This is a genomic window from Agromyces humatus, from assembly GCF_021228295.1.
GTDB classification, from domain to species: domain Bacteria; phylum Actinomycetota; class Actinomycetes; order Actinomycetales; family Microbacteriaceae; genus Agromyces; species Agromyces humatus.
In genome coordinates this window covers 394,348-408,157 of the sequence record NZ_JAJQPD010000003.1, presented here as the reverse complement: position 1 = coordinate 408,157, position 13,810 = coordinate 394,348, and the positions used below count along the sequence as shown (strand labels likewise).

Annotated in this window: 9 protein-coding genes; 5 read left to right on the top strand and 4 right to left on the bottom strand. The window is 71.6% G+C overall.

Translation table 11 applies throughout. The features are described from left to right. Positions 1 to 216: 216 nt before the first annotated feature. A complete protein-coding gene (locus LSF15_RS07130; protein ID WP_232497829.1) occupies positions 217 to 1,932 on the top strand; it encodes a glycoside hydrolase family 32 protein in 1,716 nt (571 codons plus the stop codon). A gap of 80 nt (positions 1,933 to 2,012) precedes the next feature. Here the strand turns inward: LSF15_RS07130 and LSF15_RS07125 are convergent, their stop codons facing one another. Further along, positions 2,013 to 3,017 carry a LacI family DNA-binding transcriptional regulator gene (locus LSF15_RS07125; RefSeq protein WP_232497828.1) on the bottom strand — a complete coding sequence of 335 codons (1,005 nt, stop codon included), beginning with the start codon at positions 3,015 to 3,017 and terminating at the stop codon, positions 2,013 to 2,015. Positions 3,018 to 3,211: 194 nt separating this feature from the next. Here LSF15_RS07125 and LSF15_RS07120 point away from each other — a divergent pair, with 194 nt between their 5' ends. Together LSF15_RS07120 and LSF15_RS07115 are read left to right on the top strand one after the other, a co-directional pair. Next, complete coding sequence (locus LSF15_RS07120) at positions 3,212 to 4,906, top strand: MFS transporter (RefSeq protein WP_232497827.1); 1,695 nt, start codon at positions 3,212 to 3,214, stop codon at positions 4,904 to 4,906. A gap of 106 nt (positions 4,907 to 5,012) precedes the next feature. Further along, entirely contained in the window at positions 5,013 to 5,678 is a 666-nt protein-coding gene (locus tag LSF15_RS07115; protein ID WP_232497826.1) for a DUF2652 domain-containing protein, read from the top strand. Here LSF15_RS07115 and LSF15_RS07110 read toward each other — a convergent pair. Beyond that, the gene (locus LSF15_RS07110) at positions 5,665 to 6,762 is read right to left on the bottom strand and encodes a LacI family DNA-binding transcriptional regulator (RefSeq protein ID WP_232497825.1); all 1,098 of its coding nucleotides are present in this window, start codon (positions 6,760 to 6,762) and stop codon (positions 5,665 to 5,667) included. The genes LSF15_RS07115 and LSF15_RS07110 overlap by 14 nt on opposite strands. 149 nt (positions 6,763 to 6,911) lie before the next feature. Here LSF15_RS07110 and LSF15_RS07105 point away from each other — a divergent pair, with 149 nt between their 5' ends. Both LSF15_RS07105 and LSF15_RS07100 read left to right on the top strand, forming a co-directional pair. Next, positions 6,912 to 8,591 (top strand): MFS transporter, encoded by a 1,680-nt coding sequence (locus tag LSF15_RS07105; protein WP_232497824.1) that lies wholly within the window; start codon positions 6,912 to 6,914, stop codon positions 8,589 to 8,591. After that, complete coding sequence (locus tag LSF15_RS07100; RefSeq protein ID WP_232497823.1) at positions 8,588 to 10,111, top strand: leucyl aminopeptidase; 1,524 nt, start codon at positions 8,588 to 8,590, stop codon at positions 10,109 to 10,111. The genes LSF15_RS07105 and LSF15_RS07100 overlap by 4 nt, the downstream gene beginning before the upstream one ends. 127 nt (positions 10,112 to 10,238) lie before the next feature. On the opposite strand, the gene LSF15_RS18765 is transcribed toward LSF15_RS07100, so the two are convergent. Further along, on the bottom strand, positions 10,239 to 13,307 hold the full coding sequence (locus LSF15_RS18765; RefSeq protein ID WP_308188441.1) for a helix-turn-helix transcriptional regulator: 3,069 nt from the start codon (positions 13,305 to 13,307) through the stop codon (positions 10,239 to 10,241). 52 nt (positions 13,308 to 13,359) lie between these two features. Beyond that, positions 13,360 to 13,551: a hypothetical protein gene (locus LSF15_RS07085; RefSeq protein WP_232497822.1), complete on the bottom strand. Its 192-nt coding sequence runs from the start codon at positions 13,549 to 13,551 to the stop codon at positions 13,360 to 13,362. Positions 13,552 to 13,810: the final 259 nt, after the last annotated feature.

Below are 13,810 nucleotides of genomic sequence, written 5' to 3'. Positions count from 1 at the left end.
GCGGCCTGCTGCGGATGGTCGCGCTTTCACGCCATGAACGAAGTTCGTGGCGTTTGCAAATCGATTTGCATCGCGGTAGCGTGACCCCGATTCCTCGAGTGGCGCTTGCGCTCCTCCCAACAGAACTGCTGCGAAGGCGCACCGTCGATTCCCAACCGGAACGCCTCACCGGCGCCACGGGACCTCGTGCGGTGTGCGAACCCACGACGGAGGATCATGAACCGAACACACCGACCCGGCGCGCCGCCCGGCACCGACGCGCCCGCACGCCGACGACCGTGGTGGCGACGACGGGTCGCCTGGGCGACCACCTCCGGCGTCGCGATCGTCGCGGCCGTCGCGATCGTCGCCGCGATCGCGGCTCCCGCTCAGACACCCGGCGGCGAAGGGCCCTCGACGCCCACGACGACCGGGCAGCCCGAGCCCGGCCGAGAGTACACCCGGCCGGCCGACTGGTCGACCTACCGGCCGGCGGTGCACCTCACCCCGGCCGAGCGGTGGATGAACGACCCGCAGCGCCCGTTCTGGCTCGACGGTCGCTGGCACTACTACTACCTCTACAACGCCGACTACCCCGACGGGAACGGCACCGAGTGGTACCACGCGACCTCCACCGACCTCGTGCACTGGCGCGAGGAGGGCGTCGCCATCGCGAAGTACGAGAACGGGCTCGGCGACATCGAGACCGGCAGTGCGGTAATCGACACCGACAACACCGCCGGCTTCGGCCGCGGCGCGGTGATCGCGATCATGACCCAGCAGGACGAGGGCGTGCAACGCCAGTCGCTGTTCGTCTCGACGGACGGCGGCTATCGCTTCGAGCCGTTCGACGGGAACCCCGTGATGGACAACCCCGGCGCCGCGCACTGGCGCGATCCAAAGATCGTCTGGGACGACGCCCGCGCCGAGTGGCTCATGGTGCTCGCCGAGGGGCACAAGCTCGGCTTCTACTCCTCGCCCGACCTGAAGGAATGGACCTACCGCTCGGGCTTCGAACGCGACGACCTCGGCATCCTCGAGTGCCCCGACCTGTTCCAGATGTCCCTCGACGGCGACCCGGCGAAGACCACCTGGGTGCTCGCCGCCGGCGTGAACGGCGCCGAGTACGGCATGACCACCGGCACCGCCTACTGGATCGGAGGATGGGACGGCGAGCGGTTCACCGCGGATGCCACGGATCCCGCCTGGCTCGACCGAGGCGCCGACTTCTATGCGGCCGTCACCTGGGACGACCCTCGTCGGTCTGACGACGACCGCCTCGCGTCGCGCTACGCGATCGGCTGGCTCAACAACTGGGCCTACGCCGGCAACCTGCCCACGGAGGACTGGCATGGCGGCAGCGACTCGGTCGTCCGCGAGCTCGCACTTCGCACGGTCGACGGGCGGCCCACCCTCGTCTCGAACCCGGTCGCCGCGCTGGCCGACCTCGAGGGCGAGGCGCAGACCGTGCGGAACCTCGCCGTGCCGAACGACTCCGAACCGGAGCTCCCGCGGCCGACCGCCGATGCGTACCGCCTTCGTGTCGAGGTCGCGCCCGACCCGCGCGCGCCCGCCTCCGAGGTCCGCTTCCGCGTGAAGGACGGCGAGGGCACGTTCGCCGCCGTCGGGGTCGACTTCGCGTCGGGCGTCGCGTTCATCGCTCGCGATGCGGATGCCGCAGCCGCCGACCTCCCCGCGGAGTACCGCACAGTGCGCACCGCACCCGCAGAGCTGCGCGACGGAGTCGTCACCCTCGACGTCATCGTCGACGCCTCCTCCGTGGAGGTGTTCGTCAACGACGGCGAGGCGGCGCTCTCGAGCCTCGTGTTCGGCTCACCCGGCGCGAACGGCCTTGCAGTCGAGTCGGTGGGCGGCACCACCGACGTGCGCAGCCTTCGTCTCGCGCCGCTCGCGGTCGCGCCGGTCGAACGGCTGCAGTCGCCCACGGGCTGAGCAGAGCGCACCGCGGGCGGCTCGAAGCCCGTTCGCGCTATCGAGGGTTTCGAGACACGTCCGGCTCCGCCGGGTGCTCCTCAACCCGCGGACGGCGGCGGGCCGACGGACCCGCGCTCGATGAGTGCGCACGCGAGCAGCACCGGCTCCGCGACATCCGTCACCGCGCCGTCGATGCGGTCGAGCAGCGTCGACATGCCCCAACGGCCCATCTCACGGTGCGGCAGCGCCACCGTCGTGAGCCCGGGCACGAGCGCGGCGGCGACGATCTCGAGGTCGTCGACCCCCACGATCGAGCAGTCGCGCGGCACCTCCAGGCCGAGCGCGGATGCCGCCTGCATCACGCCCATCGCGACCTGGTCGTTGAAGCAGAACACGGCGGTCGGGCGTTCTGCCGCCGCAACGTCGAGAAGTCGGCGGCCGGCGCTTCGACCGCCCGCTGCGTCCGATGACGCCCGTTCGACCGGGGCTCGGCCGTCGAGTCCGGCCTCCTGCAGCGCGGTGCGGAACCCCTGCTCGCGACCGCGGCTCGCCGGGCCCTCATCGATCGTCGTGGCGAAGCCGATGCGGCGGTGCCCCGCAGCCACGAGGCGGGCGACCGCGGTCGCGGCGATGCCGTGCTCGTCGGGAGCCACGGCGGGCACGCGCCATCCGCCCACCGGAACAGCATCGACGAGCACGGTTGGGGTCTCAGCGAGCGCCGACGGGCGGGTGACTTCATCGTGTGACATGCGCGCAAGCAGGATGCCGTCGACCCGGTGGTCGAGCAGTGCGTGCAGCTGCGCATCCTCGAGCTGCGGATCACCCTCGGCGTCGACCGTCATCAGCACGATGCCGCGCTCCCGGGCGGCCTCCTGTGCACCCTGCACGATCCGGCCGGCGAACGGCGTCATGGCGATGCGGTCGCTCGCAAGCCCGACCACCCCGGTGCGCCGCAGGCGCAGGCCGCTCGCGAGGCGGTTGGGTGAGTATCCGAGGTCGGCTGCGGCGCGCACCACCCGGTCACGCGTCTCGGCTCGCACTGTGCGCGTGCCGCTCAGGGCATGCGACACAGTCGTCGGCGAGACGCCCGCGAGCGCGGCCACCGCGCGGATGCTCGGGCGACGCCCCGTCGCATCATCCGATCGCCGCTCCCCCACGGGCACCGAGCCTACGCTGCGCTCGGTTCAGCAGATCGTGATTCCCGTCGCGAACGCGGGCACCTCACCCTTCGATGCTCGTTCGCGCTGTGCCCACTCTGGGGCTGGTCGGCTGCGAGCCCTGACCCTAGAGTCACCCTATGGGTGACGATGACGGCGGCCGCAGCAGGCTCGGCCAGGCCGCCGCTGCCTTCACGAGCAACTGGCGCAACCGCAATCTGCGCCGCGCCCAGCTCAGCTTCCTCGGCGCGTGGACCGCCGAGTGGGCGTTCACCGTCGCCCTCGGCATCGTCGCCTACCGCGACGGCGGTGCGACCGCCGTCGGCCTGGTCGGACTGCTGCGCATGTTGCCGTCCGCGATCCTCGCGCCGCTGCTGTCGCCCATCGCCGACCGGGGGCGCAGAGAGCGGGTGCTCATCCTCGTCTCGGTCGTGCGCGGAGTCGCGACCGCCGCGGCCGCCCTGGTGATTGCGCTGGCGGGCCCCACCGTGGTCATCTATGCGCTCGCCGTGCTGTCGACGATCGCCGCCACGCTCTACCGTCCGGCGCATTCCGCGCTCCTGCCGTCGCTGTGCCGCACCGGATACGAGCTCGCGAGCGCCAACGTGGTCCGCGGTCTCCTCGACTCCGCCGCCACGCTCGTGGGCCCGCTGCTGGCGGCCGTGCTGCTGCAGTTCACCGGAGTGGACGTCGTGTTCGCGGTCGCGGCGGCCGCGTCGTTCTGGGCGGCCGTGCTGCTGCTGCGGCTCAAGTACGACGCCCCTCCGCGCCCACCGGCGCCGGCGCGTCCCAACCTGGCCAAGGAGGCCGTCGACGGGGTTCGTGCGGTCACGCAGAATCGTGGCCTCATGCTCATCCTCGGTCTCGCGGCGGCGCAGGCCCTCACCCGGGGCGCGCTCACCGTGCTGTCGGTGGTGGTCGCGATCGAGCTCCTCGGCACCGGCGAACCCGGCGTCGGCGCCCTGATGACCGCCGTCGGCGTGGGCGCGGTGCTCGGGTCGCTCGCGGCCTCGCTGCTCGTCGGCACCGGTCGGCTGGGTGCATGGTTCGCCGTCGGAGTCGGCCTGTGGGGCCTTCCGCTCACCCTCGTCGGCCTCATCCCGCAGGAATCCGCCGCACTTCCCCTGCTGGCATTCATCGGCGTCGGCAACGCCCTCATCGACGTCGCCGGGTTCACGCTGATCGGCCGGATGGCACCCGACGAGGTGTTGGCACGCGTCTTCGGCGTGCTCGAGAGCCTCGTGACGGTGTTCATCGGAATCGGAGCCGTCTTCGCGTCCCTGATGATCGCGTGGATCGGCGTCCAGGGCGCCCTCATCGCGATCGGGCTGCTGTGCCCGGTGCTGGCGGCGGTCTCCTGGCGCCGACTGCGACGGCTCGACCGGTCGGTCGGCGACCTCGACGTCGATGTCGGGCTGCTCCAGCAGGTGCCGATGTTCGGCACCCTGCCGCTGCCCGCCGTCGAGCGGCTCGCCCGTGGACTCGAACCGGTCGCCGTGGCCGCCGACCAGGTGGTGTTCGCGCAGGGAGACGTCGGCGACCGGTACTACCTGATCGAATCGGGCGAGGTCGACGTCGTGGGCGACGGACAGGTCGTGGCGACGCTCGGCCCGGGTGAGGGCTTCGGTGAGATCGCGTTGCTGCGCCGTACGCGCCGAACGGCCACCGTGGTGGCCAGGAGCGCGCTCAGGCTGCGCGCGCTCAGCTCCGACCGGTTCCTCCCCGTCGTGCTCGGGTACACGCCGAGTGCCCGACAGGCGGCGACGGTCGTCGACGACATGCTGCACCGGTACGAGCCGAAGGCGCCGTTCGAAGAACCGCCGGCGTCGCCGTGAGCGCACTCAATGGTTGTGCACCCCGGGGTTTGGTGGGAGCCTAAGCCGCATGGAGTCCGGACGTGCAGTCCTTCTGATCGCGGACATCGGTGGCTACACCGACTACATGAGCACCCATCGGTTCAGCCTCTCGCATGCCGAGGTCAACACCGCGCGCATGCTCGACAAGATGATCGATGCCGCTCCCGGCTACGAACTCATCGAGATCGAGGGCGACGCGGCGTTCCTCTCGCGCAGAGCCGATTCCCGCGGCGACGACGCGATCGTCACCGAGATCCTGCACGCCGCCGTCGCCATGCATCGAGCGTTCCACCTCGAACGTCAGAACGTCGCGACCAATCTCTGCCCCTGCTCGGGCTGCAAGGAGGCGGGCAATCTCAAGCTGAAGTTCGTGGCGCACGTCGGCGACGTGGCCACCCAGACCATCCACAAGCGGCACAAGCTCGTCGGCATCGACGTCATCCTCGTGCATCGGCTGCTGAAGAATCCGGTGCCGATCCCCGAGTACGTGCTGCTCTCGGAAGCGCTCTACACGACCGGCGAGGCATCGCTTCCCGGCGACGTCCACGAGATCTCGCCCGAGCTCGAGGGCATCGGAACCGTCCGCGCCTACTTCGTCGACGTCGGCGACCTCGACGGCGAACTCCCGCCGCTGCCCGGGCCGTCGTGGCGCGGACGCCTCGGCAGGACCTTCGCGGCAGCCGGGCTGGGCATGCCGTACCTGATGGGCATGCGGCGTCCTCGCGCCGACCGCGCGCTCACCCGCGGCTGAGCCACCCCAGGCGACGCCGCGGCGGCGCGACCGAGCGGCGCACCACGAGTTCACCCGCGAGCAGGACCGGCCCCGGGACATCCGCTGCGCCGCCCGCGATGCGCTCGAGCAGCGCGGTCATCGCCCACCGGCCCATCTCGCGGTGCGGCAGGGCCATCGTCGTGAGGCCGGGCTCGAGCGCCGCCGCCACGACCTCGAGATCGTCGACGCCGACCACCGAGCAATCGCGGGGCACCTCGAGCCCGAGTGCCTCCGCGGCCTGGTAGACACCCATCGCCACTTGGTCGTTGAAGCAGAAGATCGCCGTCGGGCGCTCACCGAAGGGGTGGTCGAGCAGGCGACGCCCCATGCGGCGCCCCCCGACCGCATCGGGGGTGGTGCGTTCGACGGACGCGTGCATGTCGTAGAGGCCCGCCCACTCGACGGCCGACCGGAAACCCGCATGCCGACCGCGGGTGGCAGGCGTGTCGTCCGCTGCCGTGATGAACGCGAGGCGTCGATGACCCGCCCCGAGCAGGTGCTCGATGGCGGCCGCCGCGATGCCGTGCTCGTCGGGTGCGACCGCCGGCACGACCCAGCCGGGCGCGGGTACCGCGTCGATGAGCACGACCGGGATTTCGCCGACCGCGGCGGGGCGCTCGATCTCCTGGTGGGAGCCGCGCGCGATCAGGATCCCGTCGACTCCCCGCTCGGCGAGCGAGCGCAGGTGGCCCTGCTCGACATCGCGGTCGCCTCCGGAATCGACCACCATGAGCAGCGTGCCGCGCTCGCGCGCCGCTTCCTGCGCCCCCTGGATGATGCGGCCGGCGAACGGCGTCGCGGCGATCCCGTCGACGACGAGTGCGACGACCGCCGTCTGCCGCCGCGCTCGCGCTCCCACGACGCGGTCGCGTGCGTACCCGAGACGCTCGGCCGCCCGCACGACGCGCTCTCGCGTCTCGGCACGCACGGAACGCGTTCCGTTCAGAGCGTGCGAGACGGTTGATGGCGAGACCCCGGCCTCGGCGGCCACCTCTGCGAGGCCCGTGCGCCCGGCAGCGCCGCTCGGCTTGCGTCGACTCCCCGGCTCGATGCCCATGTCCATGGAGCCTACGGTGCAGGGGCGAGGCAGGGCATCACGAATCTCACCACGACCGGATTCATGGCGCTCACGCTCTCCGCGGCAATACAGTGAGGGCGAGCGGATGCCGCGACGGTGCGGTCTTCGCGACACCACGCGAGAGGGGACGCGGAGTGACGGCAGCGGCACCGACCGAGACCGCATCGAACGAGAGCCCGTCGGCGACCTCATGGCTGCCGCTCATCGTGGTGGTGCTCACGCAGATCCAGGCGTCGTTCGCGGTGAACGCGTTGACCGTGTCGATGGCGGGCATCACGACCGACCTCGACACGCCCGCGACATCCGTCGGCACCGCCATCACGGCCGGCACGTTCGCCATGGCCGCATTCATCCTGCTCGGCGCGAAGGTCGGCTCGCGATTCGGCACCCGCGGCGTGTTCCAGATCGCGGTGGCGATCCACGGGCTCGCGATGCTCGGCGTGGCGCTCAGCGTGAGCCCGGCGATGCTCTTCATCGCGCAGGCGTCGTCAGGTGCCGTGATCGCCCTCATCGCACCGGCGCTCACGGTGTTCATCGCGACGAACTACCACGGCGCGCAGCAGGCCCGGGCGATCGGATTCCTCGCCGCAGCCATCCCGGCGGCGGGCGTGCTCGCGCTGATCCTCGCCGGCTGGTTCGCGACCACGATCGGCTGGCGGTGGTCGTTCGTGCTCATGGTCGCGCTCGCGGGCGTCAACCTCGTGCTGAGCTTCCTCGTGAAGAAGGTGCCGGCGCAACCCGGCCTCTCGATCGACTGGACCGGCGCGATCATCGCCGCCGTCGCCGTCATCCTGTTGAGCTTCGGGTTCAGCGGGCTCGCGACATGGGGCATCTGGCTCGCCACGCCGCAGGCGCCGTTCGACGTGCTCGGCATCTCGCCGGCTCCCCTGCTCGTGATCCTCGGGCTGGTGGTCGGGCAGGTGTTCTTCTCGTGGCTGCGCCGTCGCGGGCGTGAGGGAAAGCCGCGCATCTTCGACCTTCGGGTCCTCGCAACGGGCTCCGAGCGTGCGGTGACGGCGTGCATGGCGACGATGCTCTTCGTCGGCACCGCCGCGAACTTCCTGATCCCGCTCTACATCCAGGTCGTGCAGGGGCGTTCGAGCATCGAGACGTCGTTCTCGATCATCCCGTACACGCTCTCGATCTTCCTCGCGTCGACGTTCGTCGCGTACCTCTACGGGCGATTCACCCCACGGCTGCTCGCGACAACCGGGTTCATCGTCGTCGCGGCGGCGCTCACGCTGCTCGCCTTCACGGTTCGCGGCGAGTGGAGCCAGGGGTTCGTCGTCGCCGGACTCATCCTGCTCGGCCTCGGACAGGGCTCGATCGTGGCGCTCGTCTTCAACACGCTGCTGTCGGCCGCACCCAAGCAGCTCGCCGGCGATGTCGGCGCCTGGCGCGGGCTCGTGCACAACCTCTCGGGCAGCGTGGGCATCGCCGTGGCGAGCGCGTTCGCCGTCGGCATGCTCTCGTCGATGCTGCTCGCCGGAGCGCAGGAGCACCCCGAGATCAGCGACGAGCTCATCGCGCAGGTCAACTTCAACGAGGCGAACTTCCTCACGAACGAGCAGCTCGCGGCGGTGCTCGAATCGCGGGCGAGCGGCCCTGAGCTCGACGCCGCGATCGCGGTCAATGCCGAGGCACGACTTCGGGCGCTGCAGATCTCGTTGCTCGGGCTCGGCGCGATCTCGCTGCTCGCGATCGTGCCCGCCACACGCATGCCCGGTCGCCGTGAGGGCGATCTGCCCGAGAAGCTCGAACCCGATGACGACGACGTCATCGACCCCGTCGACGAGAAGGAGACCGTCGCATGAGCCGCAGCCCGAACAAGCTGATCCCCGAGGACTTCACGGCCATCCCGTCGCTCGAACGGTCGCGCGAGGTGTCGGTCGCGGTCGTCGACGGGCTCGACGAGTCGGGCCTCGACGCCGTCGGCGTGGTCGTGACCACCGACGGCGACCTGCCCGACGGTCTCGACCTCGACCGCGCGGCGCTGGAGCGCGCGGGCTTCGACGCCACGTCCGGTTCGACGCTCGTGCTGCCCTACGGCTCGGGCCCGCTGCTCGTGCTCGTCGGCGCCGGTCCCGCGGGCGAGTTGACGGCCTCGGCCCTGCGCGACGCCGCTGCGGCGTTCACGCGCGCCACCGCCAGGTTCGCGCGCATCGGCCTGCGCGTGCCCGCGACCGGCGACGCCGACGCCGCGACGGCCGGGCAGGCGCTCGCCGAAGGCGCGCTGCTCGCTCGGTACCGGTTCGATGCCCTCAAGCGCGAGCCGAAAGACGTGCCGCTGACTCGCGTCGAGCTGCGCATCGACGGCGCCGAGATCGGAGCGGCGTCGCGGGGCGCCGAAACCGGCGCGATCACCGCCCGCGCAGCGAACATCGCCCGCGACCTCGCGAACGCGCCCCCGGGGCACCTCACAGCGACCGAGATGGCCGAGGTCGCCGTCGAGCTCGGCAGGCGGTTCGGCTTCGACGTCGAGGTGTTCGACCAGCAGCAGCTCATCGACCTCGGCTGCGGCGGCCTGCTCGGCGTCAACTCGGGCAGCGCCGAAGCGCCGCGCATGATCAAGCTGCGCTACGCCCCGCCCACCGACTCGACCGGGCACCTCGGCCTGGTCGGCAAGGGCATCATGTACGACTCGGGCGGCATCAGCCTCAAGCCGTCAGACCCGATGCACCTGCTCATGAAGATGGACATGGGCGGTGCGGCCTCGGTGCTCGCGACCTTCACCGCCCTCCGTGCGCTGCACGCGACCGCGACGGTGAGCGGTTGGCTGATGTGCACCGACAACATGCCGTCGGGCTCGGCCTACAAGCTCGGCGATGTGCTCACCGCGCGAGGGGGCACGACGGTCGAGGTGAAGAACACCGACGCCGAGGGGCGCCTCGTGATGATGGACGCCATCGTGCTCGCCAACGAAGACGGCGTCGACGCGATCGTCGACATCGCGACCCTCACGGGCGCGGCCCTCATGGCGCTCGGGCCCTCGATGGCCGCGTTGCTCGGCAACGACGGCGGTGTGACCGGCCTCGTCGAGCGGGCCGCCGCGGCGACCGACGAGAAGGTCTGGCGCCTGCCGCTCGAACGCAAGTACCGCAAGCAACTCGATTCGGATGTCGCGGACATCGCGAACCTCGGCGGCCCCTACGCCGGGGCGACCACCGCGGCCCTGTTCCTCGACCACTTCGTGGGCGAGACGCCGTGGGCGCACCTCGACATCGCCGGCACGATGCAGTCCGACGCCGACGACTCGTGGCGGTCGAAGGGCGCCACCGGTTACGGCACCCGCATCCTCATCGAGGTCGCCAAGGAGTTCCGCCCGACGATGTGAGGCGCAACCGCCCCAGGATGCAGGACGAGCCGCGGGCGACGTCGCCCACAGCGGTCGCCCCGGCGCTCATCCGGCATCGTGGATTTCGCCTGTAGCGATCTCGGCGGCGGCAACGGGACCGGGGCGCTCAGCGCAGAGCACCCGCGCGATAGGCCGCCTCGGTGCGGGTGGCCGCACCGAGCTTGCGCAGGATCGCCGAGACGTGCACGCTCGCGGTCTTGCCGCTGATGAAGAGTCGCTCGCCGATCTGGCGGTTGCTGAGCCCCTCGGCGAGCAGTTCGAGCACCTGCCGCTCACGTGCCGTGAGCTCGGCTGCGGCGAGCGCGTCGGCGTCGGATGTCGCGGCCCCCGCGATTCCCGCGGCCTCGGCGCCGTGCGGGCGGGCGGCGCCCTCGAGGGCGATGGCGGCGGTGCTCGCGACCCGCTCGATGCGCTCGCGCACGGCACCCACGCCGCCCGCTTCGGCGAGGTCGAACGCCTGCTGCAGTGTGGCCCGGGCAGCAGCTCGGTCGGCGGCGGCGAGTTCGGCCTCGCCCCGCCGGAGCAGGGCGTATGGCGCGAGGAAGCCCGGCGCCTCGGGCGCGGCAGCGGCCTCGACCGCGCGGCGCCAGGCCGATGGGTCGGCGCCGGGCACGTCGGCACCACTGCCCTGGTCGACCGTGGCGAGCTCTGCATCGAAGAGGGCCGCCCAGAGCGCGTGCGTCGGCCAGTTCGAGAGCCGTTCGAGCAATTCGCGGAACGCCGGTTCGGCGGCATCGACCTGGTCGGCGACGGTCGGCGGTACCGCACCGGGACGGGCACGCACCGCGGCGATGACGCGCGCGGCGACCCAGACGAACGGCAGCGCGTAGCCGGGGAGCGGAAGGTATTGCTCGTGCAGCAGCACGTTCGCCTCGCGCCACGCCGCGCCGAGGTCGTCGTTGGCGAGCGCCACCTCGCCGGCCACTCGTCCGACGGCGAGGCGGGTCTGCATCTCGACCTCCATGACCGACGCCATCGCCGGCTTGGCGCGACGCAGCATGTCGGTGGCGCCGGTGACGTCGCCGCGCCAGAGCGCGGCCCAGATGCGGGCCCGCTGCAGGTAGGCCGTGAACGGGACGGGCGGGTCGAGTGCGAGCGCGCGCTCGATGAGCGCGTCGGCACGCTGCCACTCGCCGAGTGCGAAGAGCGGATCGACCGCGTTCGACGCGAGGATGACGCCGGAACTGCGCTCGACGCCCTGAGCCCGGGCGCGCGCGAGGCCGTCTTCGGCGAGGCGCACGGCCTCGGGGTAACGGCCGATCAGGTAGTGCAGGTCTGAGGCGTTGACCCAGTAGCGCAGCATGGCGGCGCCGTCGCCCTGGGCGAGCTCGCGGGCGCGCTCGAGCATGGCGAGCCCGGCCTCGACCTCGCCGCGGTCGGAGCGGCTGATGGCGGCGAGGTTCGTCGCGATGGACGCGTACCGCGGCGAGCCGAGCTCGATCGCCGCCGCGAGGGCCCGGTCGGCGACCTCGGCGGCATCGTCGAGCCGGCCGTCGATCATGAGTCGGCCCGCGAGGGCGCTGAGGACCGTGGGGCGCAGTTCGCCCGGCACGGCGTCGCCGAGCCGGTCGAGGGCCTCGAGCGCCTCTTCGAGCACCTCGATCGAGCCGCCCTTGCCGACGTTGCCGAGGTAGAGCGCCTTGTCGCGCAGGAGTCGGGGATAGTTGGCGTCGTCACGGGGGCATTCGGCGAGCGCGGCGCGGATGAGCGCCAGGCTTCGCTCGCCCTCACCGGCGTTGCGCAGGTGCGACGCGGTGCGCCCCATGAGCTCGAGCTTGCCCATGCCCGCGGCAGCGGCCGCGTCGGGCACCACGTCCCAGAGGCCGAGCGCGCGTTCGCCGAGCTGGGCCGCCGTGGCGTAGGCGGCGGCGGCGCGGGCCTCGCGCATGGCCTGCATCGTGGCCGGGAATGCGCGGGCTGCGTCGTGCGCGCCGAGCCAGTGGAACGAGATCTCGGCGGCGAGACGACGGGTGCCGGCTTCGGCTGCGGCCTCGTAGGCCTCGGCGTAGCGCGCGTGGAAGCGTGCCCGTTCGCCGGGCAGCAGGTCGGAGAGGATCGCCTCGCGGACGAGGGCATGCCGGAACGCATAGTCATCACCGTCGATCGAGATCACGCCGTACTGCACGCACTGGCGGGCAGCGGAATCGAGCTCGTCGGCCGAGCCGGTGTAGACCTCGGACAGCAGCGCATGTGCGACGCGCACTCCACCCGTCGAGATGAGGCGCAGCAGCTCTTGCGCCGAATCGGGCAGTCGCTCGTAGCGGGCGAGCAGCAGTTCGCGCAGTGTGTCGGGCACGAAGCCCTCGTCGCGGCATCCGTCGATGCCGACGAGCTCTTCGACGAAGAAGGGCACCCCATCGCTGCGCCGGAACACGTTGTCGAGCACCCGTTCGCTCGGGGCGTCGTCGACGATCATCGACCTCACGAACTTGCGCACCTGGGGCCTCGTGAGCCGGCCGAGCTCGCGCCGTTCGACCCATCGGTCGCGATCGGCCTCGGCGAGGAACGCCCGCAGCGGATGACCGCGAGTGACGTCTTCGGTGCGGAAGCTGAGCACCGTGAGCACGCGGCTCGAGCCGAGCGCGCGCATGAGGAACCGCAGCAGCGCAAGGCTCGCGGCGTCGACCCAGTGCAGGTCTTCGATGACGAAGACGATGGGCCGGTCGCGCGAGAATGTCTCGAGCAACACTGCGATGCCCTCGTGCAGCTGGCTGCTCTCGATGCCCTTGCCGGGGGCGCCGATCTCACCGGGCTCGATCTGGGCGAGCTCGGGCAGCAGGGCCACGAGGGCCGCCCGCCCAGGCCCGACGGCCGTGAGCACGCGTTCGGCGCCGACCTCGGACACGAGCGTGCGCAGGGCCGTCTTGACGGGCGCGTAGGGCGCCGCGACGCTGCCGAGGTCGACGCACTGGCCGGTGAGCAGCAGCACGTCGTTCGGCAGCCCGCGCTGGAACTCTCGGATGAGGCGCGTCTTGCCGATGCCCGCCTCGCCGCCGACGATGACGGTGAACGGCGCGCCGGCGCGCACCTCGTCGAGGCGCTCGCTGAGCCGGGCGAGGTCTGCGTCTCGACCGATCATCGCCGGTGCTGACGTGGTCACGTTCTCATCGTGCCACGCCGCACCGACAGCGGCACCGGATGGGACATCCGTGATCGCCAGCGGCTGAATCGTCACGGCGTGACGCTCGTGACGATCGCCGGGGTCTGCGGATGTCCCGGACTCGCGGTCACCGCAGCGCGAGTCGCGGCGCGTGACGCACGTGGTGGTGGCGGCGGCTCGCCGTCACGCCTCCGTCCGACGCTACGGCGTCGGCCGAGTCGCGCTCTTCGACAGCGCGCCGGAACGCCATCCGCCGCTCGGCGACCTGCACGTTCGCCTGATGCGTGTGCAGGGCGACGAAGTCTGCTGAGTACTGCACGATGTCCTCCTGTGGTTTCCCCGACCTCTGCGATCGGATGCCTTCAGCGTGCTCGCTAAGGCGTCTGAGGCTCATCGGGCGATCGCCGTATTTCTTCTCGACCCCGCGCCGCAGGCGCCTCAGATGCGCGGGCGGGTGGCCTGGTTCACGCCAGCCGGGTGGGCGTGCGGTGGTATCCGTCGCGGCGGAACTGCACGAACGCGGCGACGATCGCCGACGCCGAGATCAGTCCGAGCACGAGCATGGTTGCGAACATGGC